General features: G+C 68.8%; 18 protein-coding genes. 11 read left to right on the plus strand and 7 right to left on the minus strand.

Features of this window, described 5'->3' with window-relative positions; genetic code table 11:
* Positions 1–117: 117 nt before the first annotated feature.
* Positions 118–633 (minus strand): biliverdin-producing heme oxygenase, encoded by a 516-nt coding sequence (locus AC0CH8_RS08870; RefSeq protein ID WP_465239554.1) that lies wholly within the window; start codon positions 631–633, stop codon positions 118–120.
* Between the two features lie 10 nt (positions 634–643).
* Positions 644–1,933: a dicarboxylate/amino acid:cation symporter gene (locus tag AC0CH8_RS08875; protein ID WP_465239555.1), complete on the minus strand. Its 1,290-nt coding sequence runs from the start codon at positions 1,931–1,933 to the stop codon at positions 644–646.
* A gap of 352 nt (positions 1,934–2,285) precedes the next feature.
* On the opposite strand from AC0CH8_RS08875, the gene AC0CH8_RS08880 reads away from it, so the two are divergent.
* Genes AC0CH8_RS08880 through AC0CH8_RS08890 form a run of 3 tightly spaced genes read left to right on the plus strand, consistent with a single transcriptional unit; the run spans position 2,286 to position 5,995 of the window.
* Positions 2,286–5,153: a hybrid sensor histidine kinase/response regulator gene (locus AC0CH8_RS08880; protein WP_465239556.1), complete on the plus strand. Its 2,868-nt coding sequence runs from the start codon at positions 2,286–2,288 to the stop codon at positions 5,151–5,153.
* A gap of 17 nt (positions 5,154–5,170) precedes the next feature.
* On the plus strand, positions 5,171–5,635 hold the full coding sequence (locus AC0CH8_RS08885; protein ID WP_465239557.1) for an MAPEG family protein: 465 nt from the start codon (positions 5,171–5,173) through the stop codon (positions 5,633–5,635).
* Positions 5,636–5,674: 39 nt separating this feature from the next.
* Positions 5,675–5,995: a DUF3140 domain-containing protein gene (locus AC0CH8_RS08890; protein ID WP_465239558.1), complete on the plus strand. Its 321-nt coding sequence runs from the start codon at positions 5,675–5,677 to the stop codon at positions 5,993–5,995.
* Positions 5,996–6,018: 23 nt separating this feature from the next.
* Here AC0CH8_RS08890 and AC0CH8_RS08895 read toward each other — a convergent pair whose 3' ends face one another.
* The 4 genes from AC0CH8_RS08895 to AC0CH8_RS08910 form a co-directional block, all read right to left on the minus strand.
* The gene (locus AC0CH8_RS08895) at positions 6,019–8,280 is read right to left on the minus strand and encodes a putative bifunctional diguanylate cyclase/phosphodiesterase (protein ID WP_465239599.1); all 2,262 of its coding nucleotides are present in this window, start codon (positions 8,278–8,280) and stop codon (positions 6,019–6,021) included.
* Between the two features lie 232 nt (positions 8,281–8,512).
* Positions 8,513–8,932 carry a hypothetical protein gene (locus AC0CH8_RS08900; RefSeq protein WP_465239559.1) on the minus strand — a complete coding sequence of 140 codons (420 nt, stop codon included), beginning with the start codon at positions 8,930–8,932 and terminating at the stop codon, positions 8,513–8,515.
* A gap of 82 nt (positions 8,933–9,014) precedes the next feature.
* A complete protein-coding gene (locus AC0CH8_RS08905) occupies positions 9,015–9,374 on the minus strand; it encodes a GntR family transcriptional regulator (protein WP_204197790.1) in 360 nt (119 codons plus the stop codon).
* A 35-nt stretch (positions 9,375–9,409) separates the two neighbouring features.
* The gene (locus AC0CH8_RS08910; RefSeq protein WP_465239560.1) at positions 9,410–9,973 is read right to left on the minus strand and encodes a nitroreductase family protein; all 564 of its coding nucleotides are present in this window, start codon (positions 9,971–9,973) and stop codon (positions 9,410–9,412) included.
* A gap of 94 nt (positions 9,974–10,067) precedes the next feature.
* On the opposite strand from AC0CH8_RS08910, the gene AC0CH8_RS08915 reads away from it, so the two are divergent.
* Both AC0CH8_RS08915 and AC0CH8_RS08920 read left to right on the plus strand, forming a co-directional pair.
* Positions 10,068–11,675 (plus strand): peptide MFS transporter, encoded by a 1,608-nt coding sequence (locus tag AC0CH8_RS08915; protein WP_465239561.1) that lies wholly within the window; start codon positions 10,068–10,070, stop codon positions 11,673–11,675.
* A 217-nt stretch (positions 11,676–11,892) separates the two neighbouring features.
* Positions 11,893–12,870: an SGNH/GDSL hydrolase family protein gene (locus tag AC0CH8_RS08920; RefSeq protein ID WP_465239562.1), complete on the plus strand. Its 978-nt coding sequence runs from the start codon at positions 11,893–11,895 to the stop codon at positions 12,868–12,870.
* 6 nt (positions 12,871–12,876) lie between these two features.
* Here the strand turns inward: AC0CH8_RS08920 and AC0CH8_RS08925 are convergent, their stop codons facing one another.
* On the minus strand, positions 12,877–14,103 hold the full coding sequence (locus AC0CH8_RS08925; RefSeq protein ID WP_465239563.1) for a dicarboxylate/amino acid:cation symporter: 1,227 nt from the start codon (positions 14,101–14,103) through the stop codon (positions 12,877–12,879).
* Positions 14,104–14,180: 77 nt separating this feature from the next.
* Between AC0CH8_RS08925 and glmM the strand changes: the two genes are divergently transcribed.
* From glmM to folP, 6 genes are all read left to right on the plus strand, one after another.
* The gene (glmM, locus tag AC0CH8_RS08930) at positions 14,181–15,518 is read left to right on the plus strand and encodes a phosphoglucosamine mutase (protein ID WP_465239564.1); all 1,338 of its coding nucleotides are present in this window, start codon (positions 14,181–14,183) and stop codon (positions 15,516–15,518) included.
* Positions 15,519–15,531: 13 nt separating this feature from the next.
* Positions 15,532–15,756: a DUF1272 domain-containing protein gene (locus AC0CH8_RS08935; RefSeq protein ID WP_204197836.1), complete on the plus strand. Its 225-nt coding sequence runs from the start codon at positions 15,532–15,534 to the stop codon at positions 15,754–15,756.
* 350 nt (positions 15,757–16,106) lie between these two features.
* The gene (thiD, locus tag AC0CH8_RS08940; RefSeq protein ID WP_465239565.1) at positions 16,107–16,940 is read left to right on the plus strand and encodes a bifunctional hydroxymethylpyrimidine kinase/phosphomethylpyrimidine kinase; all 834 of its coding nucleotides are present in this window, start codon (positions 16,107–16,109) and stop codon (positions 16,938–16,940) included.
* Positions 16,928–17,554 (plus strand): ribonuclease HII, encoded by a 627-nt coding sequence (locus AC0CH8_RS08945; protein WP_465239566.1) that lies wholly within the window; start codon positions 16,928–16,930, stop codon positions 17,552–17,554. The genes thiD and AC0CH8_RS08945 overlap by 13 nt, the downstream gene beginning before the upstream one ends.
* Positions 17,555–17,763: 209 nt before the next feature.
* Complete coding sequence (locus AC0CH8_RS08950) at positions 17,764–18,903, plus strand: DNA methyltransferase (protein WP_465239567.1); 1,140 nt, start codon at positions 17,764–17,766, stop codon at positions 18,901–18,903.
* A gap of 133 nt (positions 18,904–19,036) precedes the next feature.
* Positions 19,037–20,089 (plus strand): dihydropteroate synthase, encoded by a 1,053-nt coding sequence (folP, locus tag AC0CH8_RS08955; RefSeq protein WP_465239568.1) that lies wholly within the window; start codon positions 19,037–19,039, stop codon positions 20,087–20,089.
* Positions 20,090–20,094 lie beyond the last annotated feature (5 nt).

Below are 20,094 nucleotides of genomic sequence, written 5' to 3' on the forward strand. Positions count from 1 at the left end.
TGCAAGCTCATCCCCCTCGATAGTCCCCAGCAGCAGCCGTCTACCCACCACGTCAGCTAACGCCGGCGGAGAAACCCTTTCCCGACAGACAGGGAGCGAAGAAGGGGCGACCGTCGCTCAAACCACCGCGCGCCCGTACAGATCGAAACACGCCTCCGCGCCGGCGATGGCACCCTCGACCCAAGCATCCCCGCGATCCGCACCAGCCGCGTCGATCGCCGTCAGCAACGTGCGCCATTCCCCCGGCAGATGCTTCGCGCCGAGATACCGCTTGGGCAGCGTCTCCGGCACCCCGCGCGCCAGCATGATGCCGCCCAGCCGAGACCCCTCCGTCACGTACAGCGCACCCCAATCCGCGCCCGCGCGGTCCGGCAGCGCGAAGGGCAGGGGCTCCGGCATCGTCAATCCCAGATCGACGAGGTCCGCTGCGAGCAAACCGGTCCGCCGCCGCCAGTCCGGCAGCCCATCGGCATCGTTCAGCACAGCTTCCACCGCCGGCAACGCCCGCGCATGCGCGATCAGGAAGCGCGCATAGGCGTCGCGGTCGCCGAGATCATGCCCGCCGAACGCCGCATCCACCGCATCGTGCGCCGGGGCGGTCTGCTCACGCAGACGCTGGACGGCACTGGTCACGGAAAGATCATCATGCGGAGGCGGGGACCGGCACGGCCTGCGGGTCGGCGTCGGCGATGTCGGCGATCAGCCCCTGACGCTTGGCGACGATCGTCGGCACCAGCGCCTGCCCGGCGACGTTCACTGCCGTGCGTCCCATATCGAGGATCGGGTCCACCGCCAGCAACAGGCCCGCCCCTTCCAGCGGCAGGCCCAGCGTCGACAGCGTCAGCGTCAGCATGACGAGCGCGCCGGTCAGCCCTGCCGTCGCAGCGGAGCCGATCACCGACACCAGCACGACCAGCAGGTAATCCGACGCGTGCAGCGGCACGTTGTAATATTGCGCGACGAACAGCGCCGCGACAGCCGGGTAGATCGCGGCGCACCCGTCCATCTTGGTCGTCGCCGCGAACGGCACGGCGAAGGCGGCGTAGCTACGCGGGACGCCGATCCGCTCCACCGCCGCTTCGGTGACGGGCAGCGTCGCGATCGAGCTGCGCGAGACGAAGCCGAGCTGGATCGCCGGCCACGCCGCCGCGAAGAACCGCCGCACCGACAGACCGTTGGCGCGCAGCAGCACCGGGTAGACGACCAGCAGCACCAGCCCCAGGCCGATATACACCGCCCCCGCGAAAGCGCCGAGCGCCGACAGCGACTGCCAGCCATATTCGACCACCGCATGCCCCAGCAGCCCCGCCGTGCCGATCGGCGTCAGCCGCACGACCCAGCGCAGCACCCGCCGGAAGATCGCGAGCGCCGACGCGTTGAACGACAGGAACGCGCTGCCCTGATCGCCGGTGCGGACGGCGGCAATGCCGATCGCCACCGCGACGACGATGATCTGGAGGACGTTGAACGACAGCGATGTCGTCGCCGCGCCGTCGACGAGCTTGGTCGTCGCACCGAGCCCCAGAATATTGGCCGGCACCAGCCCACGCAGGAAATCGAGCCACGAGCCATGCGTCGCCGGCGCGACCGCCGCCGCCACGTCGACGCCGGCGCGCACGCCCGGTTGCATCACCGTTCCGAGCGTCAGCCCGATCGCAACCGCGATCAGCGCGGTGATCGCGAACCAGATCAACGTCCCCGCGACCAGCCGCGCGGCATTGCCGAGATCGCGGAGCGCCGCGATCGACGCGACGATCGCCGTGAACACCAGCGGCACGACCAGCGCACGCAGCAGCTGCACGAAGATCTCGCCGACGATGCGCAGCGCCTCGGCCAGGGCGCTCGCCTCGCCGAGGGTCCGTGCCCAGAAGCCCAGGAGCAAGCCCGTCGCCATGCCGACGAACACCTGCGCGGTGAAGGAAAACCGTGTCATCGCCGCCGACCGTGGCGAGGTCGGTGGCGAATGCCCAGCAAGAATGTTGCTAGGGGGCGTAAAGCTGGAGGAGGGGGCGGGCTAATCGCCATCGGTTCGCCCGGGGGCGCGCCGTGATCCCGGCACCGACTCCGATGCGGGCGGAGCCGCCATCGCAATCGTGCGCCGCTTCACGTCGTCGGGCCGGGACCGGCGGGGCCCGAAAAATCGAAAGCGGAAAGGCGCTGCGTTCCCACCTCAAGCAATATTGTTAAAGCCCGGATAAACAATCGTTTCGGTTCCGTACCGTTGACAGCGCGATCGGGCGTGGCATGTCTCTGTCATGCCCTTCTCCGCTCTTTCCGTTTCGGACATGCCTGGCTGGCCGATCGGGGGCGGTGAGTGCGGGCGCTTGATCCGGCGCTGCGACTGGAGCGAAACGCCGCTGGGGTCGATGGACGACTGGTCGCCGGTCTTGCGCGTCACGGTGCAGACGCTGCTCAACTCTCCGGTGCCGCAAGTGCTGCTGTGGGGGCGCACCGGCATCATGCTGTACAATGACGGCTATGCCGCCATCGCCGACGACCGCCACCCAGGCGCGCTGGGCGGGGACGTGCGGACGATCTGGCCGGAAGCATGGGACTGGAACAGCGCCGTCCTGACGCGCGGTTTCGCGGGCGAGGTCGTCGGCCACCGCGACCAGATGTTCGTCGTCCGTCGCGGCGACGCGGACGAGACGCTGACGCTCGACCTGTTCTACACCCCCATTCGCGACGAGCGCGGCGCGGTGGTGGGGGTGCTCTGCACCGTGATCGACAATACCGCGCGGCACGGAGCGGAGAAGCGCCTCGCGCGCAGCCTGACGGAGGTGCGATCGATCGGTGATTCGCTGCCGGTGCTGATCGCCTATGTCGACCGGAACCTGACCTACCGATTCGCCAACGCCTATTACAAACAGTGGATGGGTCACGATCCCGAATGGATGCTGGGCCGCAGCGTCGGCGACGTGCTGGGCGAGGAGGTGTTCGCCGAACGGCGTCCACTGATGCTGCGCGCGCTGGCCGGCGAACGCGTGACGAGCGACACGCGCCTGCCGACCGCCAATGGCCGCGACCGGCGGATGGAAACGCATTACCTGCCGCGCCACGATGCGGAGGGGCGGGTGTCCGGCCTGTATCTGCTGGCCTTCGACGTCGAGGATCGCGCGCGGCGAGAGGAGGAGCTGGATCGCAGCAACGGCCGGTTCCGCGCCGCGATGATGGCGATGCACGGCGTGTTGTGGACGAACGACGCGCAGGGGCGGATGCTGGGCGAACAGTCGGGCTGGGGAGCCCTGACCGGCCAGACACAGGCGCAGTATCAGGGCTATGGCTGGACGCAGGCGCTGCACCCGGACGATGTCGCGCCGACCGTCGCGGCGTGGGAGCGATCGGTCGCGACGCTGACCGCGTTCGAGTTCGAACACCGCGTCCGTCGTCACGATCATGCCTGGCGAACATTCGCGGTTCGCGCGCTGCCGATCCTGGGCATGGACGGCGAGGTGGTCGAATGGGTCGGCGTTCACACCGACATCACCGATCAGCGCGAGGCGGAGTGGGCGCTGACCGAACAGGCGTCGCTGTTGCGGCGTCAGGTCGAGCATCGCCGCCGCGCCGAGGATCAGTTGCGCCAGTTGAACGAGACGCTGGAGACGCGGATCGCGACCGAGATCGCCGAGCGGCGGCAGGCGGAGGCGGCGCTGGCGCAGGCGCAGAAGATGGAGACGATCGGTCAGTTGACCGGCGGCGTCGCGCACGACTTCAACAACCTGTTGCAGGTCGTGTCGGGCAACCTCCAGCTGCTCGGCCGCGAGGTCGCGGGCAATCCGGTTGCCGAGCGTCGCGTGTCGAGCGCGATGGCGGGCGTGGAGCGCGGCGCGAAGCTGGCCGCGCAACTGCTCGCCTTCGGGCGGCGGCAGGCGCTGGAGCCGCGCATCGTCAACGTCACGCGCTTCGTGCACGGCATGGGCGACATCCTGCGCCGCGCGATCGGGGAGGGGGTCGCGATCGATACCGTCGTCACGGACGGCCTGTGGAACACCTTCATCGATCCCGCGCAGATCGAGAACGCGATCCTGAACCTCGCGATCAACGCGCGCGACGCGATGGGCGGGCATGGGCGCCTGACCATCACCGTCGCCAATACGCGCATTGACCCGTCCGAACACGATACGGCGGTCGATGGCGTAGGGGCGGGCGACTATGTCGAACTCAGCGTCGGCGATACCGGATCGGGCATGACGCCCGACATCATGTCCCGCGTCTTCGAGCCGTTCTTCTCGACGAAGGAGGAGGGGAAGGGATCGGGGCTGGGCCTGTCGATGGTCTATGGTTTCGTGAAGCAGTCGGGCGGGCATGTCCGCATCGATTCCACGCCGGGCCGGGGGACGACGGTGCACCTGCTGCTGCCCCGCGCGTTCGGGGCGGAGGATGCCGACCGGCCGACGGACGATCGCCCGATCGCCGGCGGAACGGAAACGGTGCTGGTGGTGGAGGATGACGACGATGTCCGCGCGACCGTCGTCGGCATGCTGGAGGAACTCGGCTACCGCGTCCTGACCGCGTGCGATCCCGATGCCGGACTGGCGATGGTGGTGGCGGGGGCGAAGCCGGACCTGTTGTTCACCGACGTGGTCATGCCGGGCACGATCGACAGCGCCGACATGGCTCGCCAGATGCGCGCGTACGTGCCCAGCCTGTCCGTGCTGTTCACCTCCGGCTATGCCGAAAGCGCGATCGTGCACGGCGGCCGGCTCGATCCGGGCGTGGAATTGCTGGCCAAGCCCTATTCGCGGGAGGCGCTGGCGCGGCGGGTCCGACAGGTGCTGGGACCGCCCGCGCGGGCCGCCATCGTCGCGCTGCTGGTCGAGGACGATCCGACGATCCGCGGGCAGATCCAGGAAGTGCTGGCGGAGGCGGGGTTCGAGGTGATGGTCGCGGGCAGTGCGGAGGAGGCGATCGACCTCACCGATCGATCCCGCGCGACGGTGCTGGTCACCGACGTGAACCTGCCGGGCGCGTCGGGCGTCGAACTGGCGGCGACGATCCGGGCGGAGCGGCCCGACATCGGCATCGTCTTCGCGACCGGCGACGGCGCGGTGGCCCTGCCCGAGGACGGTGCGACCGCGATCCTGCGCAAGCCGTACGGCGTCGCCGCGCTGGTCCGCGCGGTGCGGACCGTCGTCGATCAGCACCCCGCCTGATCGCGGAACCGTAGCCCATGATCCTGTTCCACATCCTCTGGCCCGTGTTCGCAATGGTCGCGCTGATCTTCACCGTCTGGGTGACCTTGATCGTGAAGCGCCTGCGCCATCTGAAAACGGTGCGCCCGACCGCCGCCGACTTCGTCGATCGTGCGGCGATGCACCGGTATTTCGGACCCGCCGCACCCGCGGCCGACAACCTCGCCAACCTGTTCGAAATGCCGGTGCTCTTCTTCGCGATCGTGCCGCTGCTGATGGCGACGCAGCAGGCGGGGATCGCGCAGGTCCTGCTCGCTTGGATCTACGTGGCCTTGCGCGCGGTGCATAGCTGGCACCATCTGCGCGGCCGCATCCGGCCGCGCTTCCGCATGTACGTCGCGTCGGTCGCGGTGCTGGCGGCCATGTGGATCGGCTTCCTGATCGATTTCGTGGCCGCCGCCTCCGCCTACAGCGCCGCGCTGTCCCGTCTCTTGCAACCCTGATCCACGCGCGTTCGTTTCCCACGCCCGAGGAGACGGACGATGGCAGAGGACAAGGACCACGACGCGATCCACCGCGAATTCGAGGAGGCGGTGAACATGACCCCCGCGGCGCTGGAGAAGTGGCTGGCGACCGAGGAGAGCCGATCGGTCGGCACCGGCGTGGGCCATGACGAGGGCCAGCGCATCGTCGCGATCAAGCACAAGAAGAAGGCGGACCTGACCGACGCCGACCACGACCACATGCGCAAGGTCGTCGGATATGTTCACCGTCATCTGGCGCAGAAGGGCCCGGCGGACGACAAGGAACACTCCGCATGGCGCTATTCGCTGATGAACTGGGGCCATGACCCGCTGAAGTGAGGCGGAGCGTGGCGGGATAGCCGCTACGCCGCCGCCTGCATCCGCCGGTTCGCCAGTTCGCGCGCTTCCTCCACGGGCAGCGGGCGCCCGAAATAATAGCCCTGCACCTTGGTGCAGCCGAAGTCCTGGATCATCCGGTGCTCGGCCTCGGTCTCCACGCCTTCTGCGGTCGTCGCCATCCCCAGGCTCTTGGCCAGCGCCACGACCGCGCTGATGATCGCTACCGCCTCTCGCACGCCCTTGGCCGCCGCCTGCACGAAGCTGCGGTCGATCTTGATCGAGGAAAAGCGCGTGCGGCTGAGATAGCCGAGCGAGGAATAGCCGGTTCCGAAATCGTCGAGGCTCAGCCGGATTCCCAGATCGAGCACCCGCTCCAGCGTCTTTATCGCGCCCAGCCCCTCGTGCATGAACACGCTTTCGGTGACCTCCAGCTCCAGCCGCCCTGCCGACAGCCCCGATCCCGCCAGCGCACTGGTCACGGTGGTGACGAAGCCGGGGTTCTGGAGTTGGTCGGGCGAGACGTTGACCGCCACGCGGATGTCGTCCGGCCAGCGCGCCGCCTCCAGGCAGGCGGTGCGCATCACCCATTCGCCAATCGGCCCGATCAGCCGCGCCTCCTCGGCGAGCGGGATGAACTTGGCCGGGGAGACGTTCCCGAACTCCGGGCTTTCCCACCGCAACAGCGCCTCGAACCCGGTCAGCCGTCCGCTATCCGCATCCACGACGGGCTGATAGGCGAGGTGCATCTCGTTCTTTTCGAGCGCCTTGCGCAGAGCCATTTCCAGCACGCGGCGTTCTTCGGCGCGGACGTGCAGTTGCGGCTCGTACGCGTGGAAGACACCGCCACCCTTGTCCTTGGAGCGATAGAGCGCGAGGTCGGCGGACCGGATCAGCATTTCCGCCGTCCGTCCATCGCGCGGCGCTACCGCCAATCCGACCGACGCGCCGATATACAGGGTGTGCTGGTCGACCTCGTACGGTTGCGACAGCGTTTCGATGATCCGCCGCGCCAACGCCTCGACGACGTTGGGGTCGTTCGCGTCGGCGACGACCACGGCGAACTCGTCGCCGCCCAGCCGCCCGCACATCTCGCCCTTGCCCATCAACTGGCCCAGCCGCTCGGATACGCGGCTCAGCAGCCGGTCGCCGATCGGGTGGCCCAGCGTGTCGTTGACCGCCTTGAACCGGTCGAGATCGATCATCATGAACGCGCAGCGCCCGCCCCAGCGATCCGCCTCCGCCATCGCGCGCGCCAGCGTCTCGTTGACGTGCAGGCGGTTGGGCAGTCCGGTGAGCGTGTCGTACCGCGCCATGCGGTTGATCTTGTCGGCGGAGGCGCGCTGTTCGGTCACGTCCGACCCCACTCCGCGAAAGCCGCAGAACTGGCCGCGATCGTCAAACCGCGGGCTGGCGGACAATTCCCACCAGCGCTCGACACCGGCCACGGTCACCGGCAGGCGCACGTCGCGAAAGCTCTCGCGCGCCTTCAGCTTTTCCGCCAGCAGACGCAGCCCGGCGGCGAAATTGCCGCTCTCCCAGGCGGGACCGGCCAGCACCTGAAGGAATGGCATGCCGTCGATCGTCACCGGATCGAGACCGCAGGCGAGCGCGAAGCGCGGCGACGCCTTGATGACGCGGCGCGCGGTGTCGGTCTCCCACAGCCAGTCGGCGTCGGTCTCCTCGAACTCGCGCAGCAGCAGGCTGACGGTTTCGTCGCGCTCCTCCAGCGCGATCTCGGCGGCGCGCAGCGCGACCAGCGACTTGGCGCGGCTGGCGCAGATCGCGCCCAGCAGCAGCGCGAAACAGGCCGCGCCACCCGCGGCCGCATGGGCGCCCACCAGCGTCAGGGCACTCGCCGCCGCCACCGTGATGCCGCCGAGAAAGGCCATCGTCGCCAGCATCAGCGGTGCCATCGCATAGGCTGCGCCGGTCATCAGGATCGCCAGCACCAGCCCGAATCCGGCGATCGTACCGGCCGGCACGGCGCCGATCAGCAGCCACGGCACGCTCCACAGCGCCGCCAGCGCGGCCCCCTCCCACACCGTGCTGCGGATGTCGGCAAGTCGCGCATAGCCGTCCTCGCGGTGGTGCGAGCGCAGGCGACGCAGCGCCACGCCGGCCGCCACCAGCGCGGTCGCGATCCCCCATCCCACGACCTGGATCAGCGGCGCGAACGGCGCGAACAGCATCACCGCCATCGCCGCGCCCAGTGCGTTGGCCGCGAACATGAACACCGCCAGCCCGCGTCCCGCCTGAAGCTGCGTCGCCCGGATGCGCGCCCACATCGTCGCGTCCTTGCCGTCGGTGAAGCCGATCAGCGCTGGCAGGGCGGTGTCGAGCGTGCCGACACGCGACTCGCCTCGACTGCGTCCGCGAGCGGGGGCCGGCGAGACGGGGACGGGCGGGGCGGCTGGGGCGGTTCGATCGGTCACGCCAACGGTGTAGCGTGCGGAGAGTTAGCGGATCGTTGAGCGTCCGGAGGGATTCGGAAAATGGCGTTTCAGCCGTGGAAGCGCGTCAGCCGATTGGTCGCAGCGTTGCAGAAGTCAGATGCCAGCTCAACTGCTCGCGCGTCGCACCGTCCACGTCGTTGACGCGGCGCAGGATATATTGCCCCGCAAACCGCTGATGCCGGCCGTTCTTCAACGTGGCGTAGACGCGCACCGGCACAGTGATGAACACCGAACCCGCCGCTCCTTCGCCGTCGATCGGCGCCCCTGCCACGACCCGCGTATGCGCCGTCCGCGCGAAGCCTCGCGTAAATGCGGCATAGCTCTGGCCGCTGGCCTGTCCCTTGCCCGACCACAGTCGGTACGCACCGTGATAATCCCCGCGCTCGATCGCCGCATAATAACGCTGCACGACGCCGCGCGCCTGTTCCGGGGTACGATCGATCGGCTGGACGGCGGCGATGGCGAGCAGGGCAAAGCTGAGCATGGATGGGGTAACGCGCCAACCGGCGTCATGCTCCCCGCTTCCAAGCTCCCCTCACAGGTGACGCCGAACCGAATGCGGACGTCTAAACCCGCTCCCGCTCCAGCAGCGCGTTCCAGTCCAGCCCCAGCAGATCCACCGCCTCGACGATGCGCGGCCAGTGCACCGTCATGAACGTCTCGCGCTCCGCGCCGCGCAGTTTTTCCGCCGCACCCGGCAGCACGAACATACCGACGCCGCGCCGGACCTCGACATAGCCCTCGTCCTGGAATCCCTGATACGCCTTGGCGACGGTCAGTGGGTTCGCGCCGTGTTCGGCGGCGAAGGCGCGGACCGAGGGAAGCTGGTCGCCCGCGCGATATTGCCCGCGGAGGATCGACGACGTGATCGCGCTCCGAAGGCGGAGATAGACCGGGCTGTCCTCGTTGCCGCTGAGTGCTGTCATGGTGACTTAATACAGCATGTACGCAGCTTGTCGACTCACCAGTGGAAGACGATATCGGCCGAGTCGGGACGCGGACGCTCGTCCAGCGGGCGTGACGGCGTGCCGATGAACACGAACCCGGCGATGCGCTCGCCCGCCGAGCCCAGCGCGTCGCGCACCGCGTCGGAATAGGCCGGCCACGCCGTCAGCCACCCGCCCGCGAAGCCGTGGGCGTTGGCCGCGTGGAGCAGGTTCATGCACACCGCGCCCGCCGACAATTCCTGTTCCCACAACGGGATCGCGCCCGTTTTCGGCGACGACAGCACCGCCACCAGCACCGGCGCCTGATGTGCGAAGCCCGCCATGTTCGCGACCTCGGCCTCGCTCGCATCCGGTTTTTCGGCGCGATAGGCGTCCCCGATCACCTGCGCCAGGCGCGCGCGATCGTCGATCACGACGAACCGCCACGGCGCCAGCTTGCCGTGGTCGGGCGTGCGCGCCGCGATCGCCAGCAAGCGATTGAGAGTCGTGGCATCCGGACCCGGCGCGATCAGGTCGCGCGGCTTGCCGGAGCGGCGGGTGGACAGGAAGGCGAGGGGGGTGGAGCGATCGTTGAACATGCGGATCCGCAGATAGGGCGGGCAGGTGCGTATTTACAGCGCCGGTCGTCACGCTACGGTATACGCATCCGCCTGCGGGCGACCGGAGTAGTCGATGACCGATGTAATGCGTGACGGCCCACGGGCAGGCGGGGTGCCGCCCCATGCGAAGACGTTTCTGGGCCACCCGACCGGCCTGTTCATGCTGTTCTTCGCGGAGTTGTGGGAGCGGTTCTCGTTCTACGGGATGCGCGCCATCCTGGTCTTCTACCTGACCAAGCACTTCCTGTTCACCGAACAGCCCGCCTACGCCGTCTATGGCGCGTACACGTCGCTGGTGTACATCACCCCGATCATCGGCGGGTACCTGTCCGACCGGTTCATGGGCCCGCGCAAGGCGGTGCTGACCGGCGGCGTCCTCATCAGCATCGGCCATCTGCTGATCGCACTGGTGGAGGCGCCGCAGGGTGTTCAGGGCTCCGCACTACAGGGCTTCTATCTCGGTCTCGCCTTTATCATCGTCGGCACGGGCTTCCTGAAGGCGAACATCTCTGTCCTCGTCGGCAAGCTGTACCCGCGCGACGACCTGCGTCGCGACGGGGCCTTCTCGATCTTCTACATGGGTATCAACACCGGTGCGTTCGTCGGCCCGCTGATCGTCGGCGCGCTGGGGGAGACGGTCGGCTGGTCCTACGGCTTCGGCGCGGCGGGGATCGGCATGGTGCTGGGCCTCGTCGTGTTCGTGCTGTGCCGCGGCGCGCTGCACGGCGTCGGCGAGCCGCCGGAGCCGGCGTTGCTGACGACGCGCACCCGCATCGGTCTGTCGCCGGAATGGCTGATCTATCTCGGCGCCGTCGGCGCGGTGCTCGTCGCGTGGTGGCTGGTCGGCAATCAGGGCGTGGTCGGCACGCTGCTGATCGTGTCGTCGATCCTGACCGTCGGCTACATCCTGACGCGCTCCATCCGCACCCTGCCGCGTCAGGAGTTCCACCGGATCCTCGCCGCCCTGTTCCTGATCGCACTGTCGCCGCTGTTCTGGGCGCTGTTCGAGCAGACCGGCTCGTCGCTCAACGTCTATACGGACCAGCAGGTCGACCGGTCGCTGCTCGGCTGGGAAATCCCGGCCTCGTGGTTCCAGTCGGTCAACCCTTTCTTCATCATCACGCTCGCGCCGATCTTCGGGGCCTTGTGGGTGAAGCTGGCCAGAGCGGGCAGAGAACCGAGCGCGGCGTTCAAGTTCGGCATCGGCCTCGTGCTGGTCGGCGCAGGCTTCTTCGTCCTGACATATGGCGCGCCCGCGCAGGGGCTGACCCCGGCGATCGTCATCATCCTGTTGTACGCTTTCCACTCCGCGGGCGAGCTGCTGTTCTCGCCCGTCGGACTGTCGTCGATGACGCGGCTGTCGGTCGGCAGCATGACCGGGCTGATGATGGGCACGTGGTTCCTCGCCACCGCCGCCGGCAACTTCCTGGCGGGCGTGATCGCGCAGGCGACCGGCGGCGAGGGTGCGGGCGTCGAGCGCGTGCTGGAGGTCTATGGCCGCATCGGCTGGTTCGCGATCGGGCTCGGCGTTGTCGTGCTGGTCCTGGCACCGTTCGTCACGAAGCTGATGCATCTGGATACGCTAGGCGAGCCCGACCATGCGCTGGCCGGCGACACCGCGATCGGCGAACCCGCCGCCGCGGGCACGGACACACGCACCGAGCAGAAGCCGCGCCCCTAAAATCCTCCCCTCGTCGAGGGGAGGTGGCGCGCATGCGCCGGAGGGGCAGCCACAGGCGACACGGCCCGTGGCTGCTCCTCCGTCCGCCTTTCGGACCGCCGCCTTCCCGTGCCGGAGAGGAACTGCGGCAGTCCTACTGACACCTCTGTCGATTACCCCTTGAGCAACCGCATCCGCAGGCGCAGGATACGGTTAATAAAAACAAGGGAGAGGCAGTATGTTACACAAGACCACGCTCGCATTGTGTCTGGCGACGGCGGCGATGATCGCCGCGAGCCCCGCCTCGGCGGACCGCGACACCGCCCGATTCACATCGCTGACGGTCTTCGGCGACTCGCTGGTCGATGCCGGCAACATCAGCATCTTGACCGGCGGCGCGACGCCGAACGCCGCGCTCGGCTACTTCATGGGTCGTTTCACCAACGGCTACGACTATACCGACCTGCTGAGCCGCGACCTGTTCGGCACGGCAACGCGCCCCTCGCTCGCAGGCGGCAGCAACTTCGCCTTCGGCGGCGCGCGGATCGTCAACAACAGTGACGGCATCCCCGACATCACCGCGCAATATGCTGCTTATCGGGTCAGCGGTCAGGCGGTCGACACCAACGGCCTGTATGTGCTGAACATGGGCGGCAACGACATCTTCGCGATCACCAATGGCACCGTCCCGTCGCGCTTCCCGACCACCGACAGCTACGTCCAGGCCGCCGCGACAGAATATGCCGCCACGGTGCAGGCGCTGAACGACGCGGGCGTCCGCAACATCCTCATCACCGATTTCCCGCTGCCCGCCAGCCCCGGCAATGCGGAGGCCAACACCTATCTCACCGCCGCCCTCGACGGGCTGATGCTGGACAGCGACACCAGCCTGTTCCGCTACAGCTATGCGGATTTCTTCGCCCGCGTGACGACCAACCCGGGTGCGTTCGGCCTGCCGACGCTGGACCAGACCACTACCTGTATTCAGGCGAACGCTCAAGCCAGCGGCTGCGTCGGCTATTTCTCGTTCGACGGCACGCATCCCACCGCCGCCGTGCAGGCCGCCGCCTATCGCGACATGAACGCGCAGTTTGGCCTGAACGCGTTCCAGGCGGTGCCGGAGCCCGCGACCTGGGCGATGATGATCCTGGGGATTGCGGCGGTCGGCGGCGCGGCCCGCTATCGCCGTCGCACGACCCGGCTCGCCTATGCCTGATCCCGCCTAATCCGGCGTTCGCCGCGCGACGATGGACGTGACCGCCACGTCCATCGTCACGTTGCCGACCGTGCGGAACAGGTCCGGCACCGTCTCCACCGCAACGAGCAGCGCCAGCGCCTCCAGCGGCACGCCCATCGCCAGCGCAACGGGCGCGACGCTGGCGAAGAAGCTGATCGTCCCCGGCAGCGACACCGATCCCATCGTCGTGATCGCCGCCGTCGCGATGCCCGCCGCCAGTTGCGCCGGCCCGATCTGAACGCCCAGCAGATGCGCGACGTACAGCGCCACCGACAGGTTCATCGCCGGGCTGGTCGCCCGGAACACCGCCACCGCCAGCGGCAGGACGATGCCCGCGGTCGAGGCGGGTACGCCCAGTTCGCCGCTGCCCTTCAGCATCGCCGGCACGCTGGCCAGCGACGACTGCGTGCTGATCGCCACCGCCTGTGCCGGCGCGACCGCCTTCGCGAATACGCCCGGTCTGACGCCGCCCGCCAGCCACGCCAGCGGATAGGCGGCGATCAGCACGATTACGCCGACGCTCGACACCAGTACGATGTAGTGCGCCAGCGCGCCGAACGCCGCCGTCCCCGTCCGCGCGCCGACGCCGTACGCCAGCATGAAAATGCCGATCGGCGCCAGTTTCAATACCCAGCCGACGATCACCAGCATCGCATCGACGATCGCCTGGAACAGCCCGGTCAGCCGCTCGCGGCTTTCCTCCGGCAGTGTCGCGGTGGCGAACGCGAAGACGAGGGTGAACACCGTCAGCGGCAGGAACGCGTCCGCCGCCGCCGCCGCGACCACGTTGGTCGGCACCACGCTGTCGAAGAACGCCGCCAGCCCCGGCACCTGTCCCGCCGGGGCCGCCGACGCCAGCCCTGCACGCAGGGCTGCGCTCCACGCCGTCGGCAACGGCCACGCCTTCAGCAGCAGCGGCATGACCACCGCCGCCATGATCGTGGTCGCCCACAGCACCGCGACGAACAGCAGCATCGCCCGCACCGCGATCCGTCCCGCCCGCGCCGCATCCGCCGCCGCGCCGACGCCGGTGACCAGCAGACCCATGACGAGGGGCACGATCACCATCTGCAACCCATGCAGCCACGCCGCGCCGATCGGCTGCGTCACCGTCGTCGCCGCGATCGCCGCACCGGGGACGAGCGCCGCCGCCAGCATCCCCAGCAGCAGCCCCGCCGCCAGTCCCGTCAATATTCGTGTCGCCTGCGACATGCTCGCGCTCCCCATACTCGCGCTAGAAGCGTCCTTGCGCTATCGGCCCTTCAACTAGCGAGACGGAACGACGCGCGATGGCAAGGAAATATTTCGGCACCGACGGTATTCGCGGCGCGACCAACACAGGCACAATGACGGCGGCAATGGCGATGAAGGTCGGCATGGCCGCCGGTGCCTACTTCCTGCGCGGCGATCACAAACACCGCGTCGTCATCGGCAAGGACACCCGCCTGTCGGGCTATATGCTCGAATCCGCGCTGGTTGCAGGCTTCACCAGCGTCGGCATGGACGTGGTGATGACCGGACCGCTGCCGACGCCCGCCATCGCCATGCTGACCCAGTCGATGCGCGCCGATATCGGCGTGATGATCTCCGCCAGCCACAATCCGTTCGCCGACAACGGGTTGAAGCTGTTCGGCCCCGACGGCTTCAAGCTGTCGGACGAGGCCGAACTGGCGATCGAGGCGCTGATCGACGGCGACATCCCGCTCGCGCCCTCGAAGCAGATCGGCCGTGCCAAGCGCATCGACGATGCCGCCGGCCGCTACATCCACTTCGCCAAATCCACCTTCCCGGAGGATGCCCGCCTCGACGGGATGCGCGTCGTGATCGACTGCGCCAACGGCGCCGCATACTCCGTCGCGCCGACCGCCCTGTGGGAGCTCGGCGCCGACGTGATCGCTATCGGCGTCACGCCCAACGGCACCAACATCAACGACGGCGTCGGCTCGACCGCGCCGCAGACCCTGTCCGAGACGGTGGTCGCGTCGGGTGCCGACATCGGCATCGCGCTGGACGGCGACGCCGACCGGCTGATCGTCGTGGACGAGCAGGGCAGGGTGGTCGACGGCGACCAGTTGATGGCGACGATCGCCGCCGGCTGGGCGCGTCAGGGTAAGCTGCGCGGTGGTGGCCTGGTCGCGACCGTCATGTCCAACCTCGGCCTCGAACGCCATCTGTCGGCGCAGGGCCTCGGCCTCGTCCGGACCGCAGTCGGCGACCGGCACGTCCTCGAAAAGATGCGGTCCAGCGGCTATAATGTCGGCGGCGAACAGTCCGGTCACATCATCCTGTCCGACTATGCGACCACCGGCGACGGCCTCGTCGCCGCGCTTCAGGTGCTGGCCGAGGTCCGCCGCGCCAACGCGCCCGCGAGCGAGGTCCTGCACCGCTTCGATCCTCTGCCGCAGCTTTTGAAGAACGTGCGCTTCGCGGGCGGCAAGCCGCTGGAGACCGACGCGGTCAAAGCCGTGATCGCCGATGCCGAGGCCGAACTGAAGGGCCGCGGCCGCCTCGTCATCCGCCCCTCCGGCACCGAACCCGTCATCCGCGTCATGGCGGAGGGCGACGACGCCGCGCAGGTCGAACGCCTCGTCGACCGCATCTGCGACGCCGTGAAGGCTGCGGCGTGAAGAGGACCGGCTGATGCTCCAGATGCGACCCGACTGCGAACGCTGCGGCGCGGACCTGCCCGCCGCCGCGCCCGGCGCGTTCATCTGCTCGATGGAGTGCACCTTCTGCGCCGAATGCGCAGAGGAGCTGGACGACCGCTGTCCGAATTGCGGCGGCGAGTTGCTGGACCGCCCGACCCGGACCGGCAAGGCCCTGAAGGCGAACCCGCCATCGGCGGAGCGGCGGTTTCAGAGCTGAAAACGGCCGGTCGCGCGGAGTTACGAAGGGGATCGGCTTCCTGCGAACACCCCTCCCCGGCGAAGGCCGGGGCCCAGTTGCCGCCAACCCAGTGAGTCTCACGTCCTTCACCGAAACTGGGCCCCGGCCTCCGCCGGGGACGTGAAGAGGCGGGATTGAACCACCCCGTGCTCCCGTGAAAACGGGAACCCAGTAGGCCCAGCAGCACCCCCACCAGCCGCCCGGAAGACACTGGCCTCCCGCCTTCGCGGGAGAACGGCAGCCGGAAGCCACACCCCGGTCTTCTCCGCGCCACTAAAACACCTCGAACAAAAATGTCCTACACGCCCCAAACCCGCTACACCGCCCCCATGCCTGAAGCCCCGAAACCCGAAGCACAGGACACCCCGTCCAGCGCCTCCACTTCCTCCACTTCGGTCGCCCGCATCCTGATCGTCGCCGGTTCCGATTCGGGCGGCGGCGCGGGGATTCAGGCCGATATCAAGACGGTGACGATGCTCGGCGGCCACCCCATGACCGCGATCACCGCGATCACCGCCCAGAACACGCTCGGCGTGCAGGCCGTCCACGCCGTCCCCGTCGACACTGTCGTCGCCCAGATGCGCAGCGTCATCGACGACATCGGCGTCGATGCGGTCAAGATCGGCATGATCGGCTCGGCCAGCACCGCTCACGCCGTCGCCGACATGCTGCAATCCCTGAGCGTCCCCGTCGTCTTCGATCCCGTCATGATCGCCACCAGCGGCGCGATGCTCGCCGACGCCGACACGATCGCCGCATTCGACCGGTTGATGCGCCTCGCGGTGGTCGTCACGCCGAACCTGCCCGAACTCGCCGCGCTCGGCGGAGAGGCGGCGGTCCTCGCGACGGGCGCGGCCCTACTCGCCAAGGGTGGCCACGGCGAGGGCGACACGATCACCGACCGCCTCGTTACCGACGCCGGCGACCACCGGTGGACCCACGCCCGTATCCACACCGCCCATACCCACGGCACCGGCTGCACCCTCGCCAGCGGTATCGCCACCGGTCTGGGGCAGGGGATGACGCTGCCTGCCGCCACCGACCGCGCGATCGCCTTCGTCCAGGCCGCGCTCGCCGCCGCGCCCGGCCTCGGCGGCGGTCACGGCCCGATGGGCCACGCGCTCGGCCGTATTCCGTTCGAGGACGCCACATGCCGGGCCTGAAGCACGAGAAAGCCTGTCTAGCCCCCGTCGCCGGCGTCGACGAAGCGGGCCGCGGCCCGCTTGCCGGCCCCGTCGTCGCCGCCGCCGTCATCCTGCCCGCGAAAGGCACGCCGCGCGGCATCGACGATTCGAAGAAACTCTCCGCCGCCGAACGCGCGCGCCTGTGCGGCCTGATCCAGACCCGCGCCGTCTACGGCATCGGCATCGTCGAGCCGGAGGAGATCGATCGCCTCAACATCTACTGGGCGACGATGAAGGCAATGACGCTCGCGGTGGATGCGCTGGTCGCGAAGCTCGGCTGCGCGCCCGGCCACGTGCTGGTCGACGGCAACCGCCTGCCCCGCTGGAGCTACCCCGCCACCGCGATCGTCAGCGGCGACGCGCACAGCCTGTCGATCGCCGCCGCCTCGGTCGTCGCCAAACATACGCGCGACGGCATCATGCTCGAACATGCCGCTACGCATCCGCAGTACAACTGGCATTCCAACAAGGGTTACGGCTGCGCGCGCCACCTCGCGGCGCTGCGCGAACACGGTGCCACCCCGATTCACCGACGCAGCTTCGCCCCCGTCGCAGCGGTCGTCGGCGGACCGCAATCGATGCTCGTCCTGTGACCCTCCCGCACCTCGTCGCAAATCCGATCGACGAGTCTTTCGAGTCACACACCCAAGGGGTTGCGCCCGCCGACTCGCGGGGCCGCAACATCTGGGGCGGGACTCATGATGTTCCGCCGACCTCGCCGCCGCGCCGCCGACACGGTTAACCAATGTTCGCTTGACGAGAGTCCGCTGTTTCGCGCGAATGGGGCGGCAAGGGGGACGTGATGGGGGTTATCGAGAAGATCAGGCAGCCGCGGGTCGCGGCGCGCGGCACCGTCGCGACTCCGGCCGTGCTGCCGCTCGACAGCATCATCCGTGGCGACTGCATCGCCGCGATGCGCGCGCTGCCCGCGAAGTCGGTCGACATGATCTTCGCCGACCCGCCCTATAACCTCCAGCTCGGCGGCGAACTGTTCCGCCCGGACGGCACGCACGTCGATGCGGTCACGGACGATTGGGACAAGTTCGACAGCCTGAAGCATTACGACGCCTTCACCCGCGCGTGGCTGGCGGAGGCGCACCGCATCCTGAAGGATGACGGCACGATCTGGGTGATCGGCAGCTATCACAACATCTACCGCGTCGGCGCGGCGGTGCAGGATCTCGGCTACTGGATCCTGAACGATATCGTCTGGCGCAAGGCGAACCCGATGCCGAACTTCCGCGGCACCCGCTTCACCAACGCGCACGAAACGCTGATCTGGGCATCGAAGGGCGAGAAGGCGAAATACACCTTCAACTACCGCTCGATGAAGACGCTGAACGACGAACTCCAGATGCGCAGCGACTGGGAGTTCCCGATCTGCGGCGGGCAGGAGCGGCTGAAGCGCGACGGCGTCAAGGTCCACCCGACCCAGAAGCCGGAGGCGTTGCTGTATCGGATCCTCCTCGCCTGCACGAAGCCCGGCGACGTCGTGCTCGACCCGTTCTTCGGCACCGGCACGACCGGCGCGGTCGCCCGTCGGCTCGGCCGCAGCTGGATCGGGATCGAACGCGAGGAAGACTATATCGCGGCGGCCGAACAGCGCATCGCGGCTGCGCTGCCGCTCGACGAGTCGGCGCTCGCGACGATGCAGAGCCCGCGCGCCGCGCCGAAGGTCGCTTTCGGCGTGCTCGTCGAGAATGCGTATCTGACGCCGGGTGCGGTCCTGACCGACGCGAAGCGCCGCTTTCGCGCAACCATCCGCGCCGATGGCAGCCTGCTCAGCGATTGCGGCGCGATCGGCTCGATCCACAAGCTGGGCGCGACGGTGCAGAATGCCCCGGCCTGCAATGGCTGGAGCTTCTGGCACTACGAATCGGACGGCAAGCTCGCCCCGATCGACGCGCTGCGCCAGACTTACCTGCTGGCGACGCAGCCGTAAGGTCCGCGAATCCTCCCCTGCAAGGGGAGGTGGCGCGGAGCGCCGGAGGGGTGACACCGCCGGCGTGGACACCCCTCTGTCAGCCCTGCGGGCTGTCACCTCCCCTTGGCGGGGAGGAACAAGGCTCAACCCCATGACCTACCTCCGCCCCGTCCAGTTCGTCGACACCCCCATCGGCCTCCCCGACGGCAGCGTCGCGCGGCTGGCCGGTGGGATGCAGTGGTTTGCCGCCTACGAACTGGTCGACGGAAGCACCCGCCGCATCGTCCCGGTCGCGGAGGTCGCCTCCGAGAGCGAGCGTATCGTCACGCTCCACGCCCGTGCCACTGCGCTTCGCCGGCCGCTGACGCTGGGAGAGCGCACCCTCCGCCTCGACCAGCCGCTCGTCGCCGGCATCCTCAACGTCACGCCCGACAGCTTCTCGGACGGTGGCGCGCATGTCGACGATCCGGCGGGTGCAGCGGCGGCGGGGATCGACATGGCCGCGGCGGGGGCGGCGCTGATCGATGTCGGCGGGGAGTCCACCCGCCCCGGCGCAACCGCCGTCTGGGAAGGGGACGAGATTGCCCGCGTCGTGCCGGTCATCGAACGTCTCGCCCGCAGCGGCGCGGCGGTGTCGATCGACACGCGCAAGGCGGCGGTGATGGAGGCCGCACTCGCCGCCGGAGCGGGCATCGTCAACGACGTGTCCGCCCTGCTGTGGGACGACCGCGCGCTGGAGGTCGTTGCCCGCACCGCCGCCCCTGTCGTGCTGATGCATTCCCCCGACCCGCGCGACGGCGGCCACGGCCGCGTCGCCTATCGCGACGTGGTCGGCGAAGTATTCGCGTGGCTGGAGGCGCGGATCGATGCCGCGGTCGCCGCCGGTATCGACCGCGGCCGGATACTGGTCGACCCCGGCATCGGCTTCGGCAAGTCGCTGTCGGACAATCTCGCGCTCATCAACGGTCTGGCCGCGTTCCACGGCCTCGGTTGCGCGATCATGCTCGGCGTCAGTCGCAAACGGATGATCGGCGCGCTCTCCGGAGAAGCCCCCGCGACCGAGCGCCTCCCCGGGAGCCTCGCCCTCGCGCTGCGCGGGGCCGATCTCGGCGTTCAGCTGCTGCGCGTCCACGACGTGGCGGAAACGGTGCAGGCGATCAGGGTCTGGCGCGGGCTCCGCGACCGTGCTTTGGCAGGTGGCTGAAACTC

The organism is Sphingomonas sp. AC435 (assembly GCF_979253005.1).

Bases quoted from the DNA above. Each gene is read 5' to 3' on its own strand.
- AC0CH8_RS08875 (WP_465239555.1), bottom strand. From the start codon at position 1,933: ATGACACGGTTTTCCTTCACCGCGCAGGTGTTCGTCGGCATGGCGACG.
- AC0CH8_RS08950 (WP_465239567.1), top strand. From the start codon at position 17,764: ATGGGGGTTATCGAGAAGATCAGGCAGCCGCGGGTCGCGGCGCGCGGC.
- AC0CH8_RS08890 (WP_465239558.1), top strand. From the start codon at position 5,675: ATGGCAGAGGACAAGGACCACGACGCGATCCACCGCGAATTCGAGGAG.
- AC0CH8_RS08945 (WP_465239566.1), top strand. From the start codon at position 16,928: ATGCCGGGCCTGAAGCACGAGAAAGCCTGTCTAGCCCCCGTCGCCGGC.
- AC0CH8_RS08915 (WP_465239561.1), top strand. From the start codon at position 10,068: ATGACCGATGTAATGCGTGACGGCCCACGGGCAGGCGGGGTGCCGCCC.
- glmM (WP_465239564.1), top strand. From the start codon at position 14,181: ATGGCAAGGAAATATTTCGGCACCGACGGTATTCGCGGCGCGACCAAC.
- AC0CH8_RS08935 (WP_204197836.1), top strand. From the start codon at position 15,532: ATGCTCCAGATGCGACCCGACTGCGAACGCTGCGGCGCGGACCTGCCC.
- AC0CH8_RS08910 (WP_465239560.1), bottom strand. From the start codon at position 9,973: ATGTTCAACGATCGCTCCACCCCCCTCGCCTTCCTGTCCACCCGCCGC.
- AC0CH8_RS08925 (WP_465239563.1), bottom strand. From the start codon at position 14,103: ATGTCGCAGGCGACACGAATATTGACGGGACTGGCGGCGGGGCTGCTG.
- AC0CH8_RS08880 (WP_465239556.1), top strand. From the start codon at position 2,286: ATGCCTGGCTGGCCGATCGGGGGCGGTGAGTGCGGGCGCTTGATCCGG.
- thiD (WP_465239565.1), top strand. From the start codon at position 16,107: ATGCCTGAAGCCCCGAAACCCGAAGCACAGGACACCCCGTCCAGCGCC.
- folP (WP_465239568.1), top strand. From the start codon at position 19,037: ATGACCTACCTCCGCCCCGTCCAGTTCGTCGACACCCCCATCGGCCTC.
- AC0CH8_RS08900 (WP_465239559.1), bottom strand. From the start codon at position 8,932: ATGCTCAGCTTTGCCCTGCTCGCCATCGCCGCCGTCCAGCCGATCGAT.
- AC0CH8_RS08885 (WP_465239557.1), top strand. From the start codon at position 5,171: ATGATCCTGTTCCACATCCTCTGGCCCGTGTTCGCAATGGTCGCGCTG.
- AC0CH8_RS08905 (WP_204197790.1), bottom strand. From the start codon at position 9,374: ATGACAGCACTCAGCGGCAACGAGGACAGCCCGGTCTATCTCCGCCTT.
- AC0CH8_RS08895 (WP_465239599.1), bottom strand. From the start codon at position 8,280: ATGTGGGCGCGCATCCGGGCGACGCAGCTTCAGGCGGGACGCGGGCTG.
- AC0CH8_RS08920 (WP_465239562.1), top strand. From the start codon at position 11,893: ATGTTACACAAGACCACGCTCGCATTGTGTCTGGCGACGGCGGCGATG.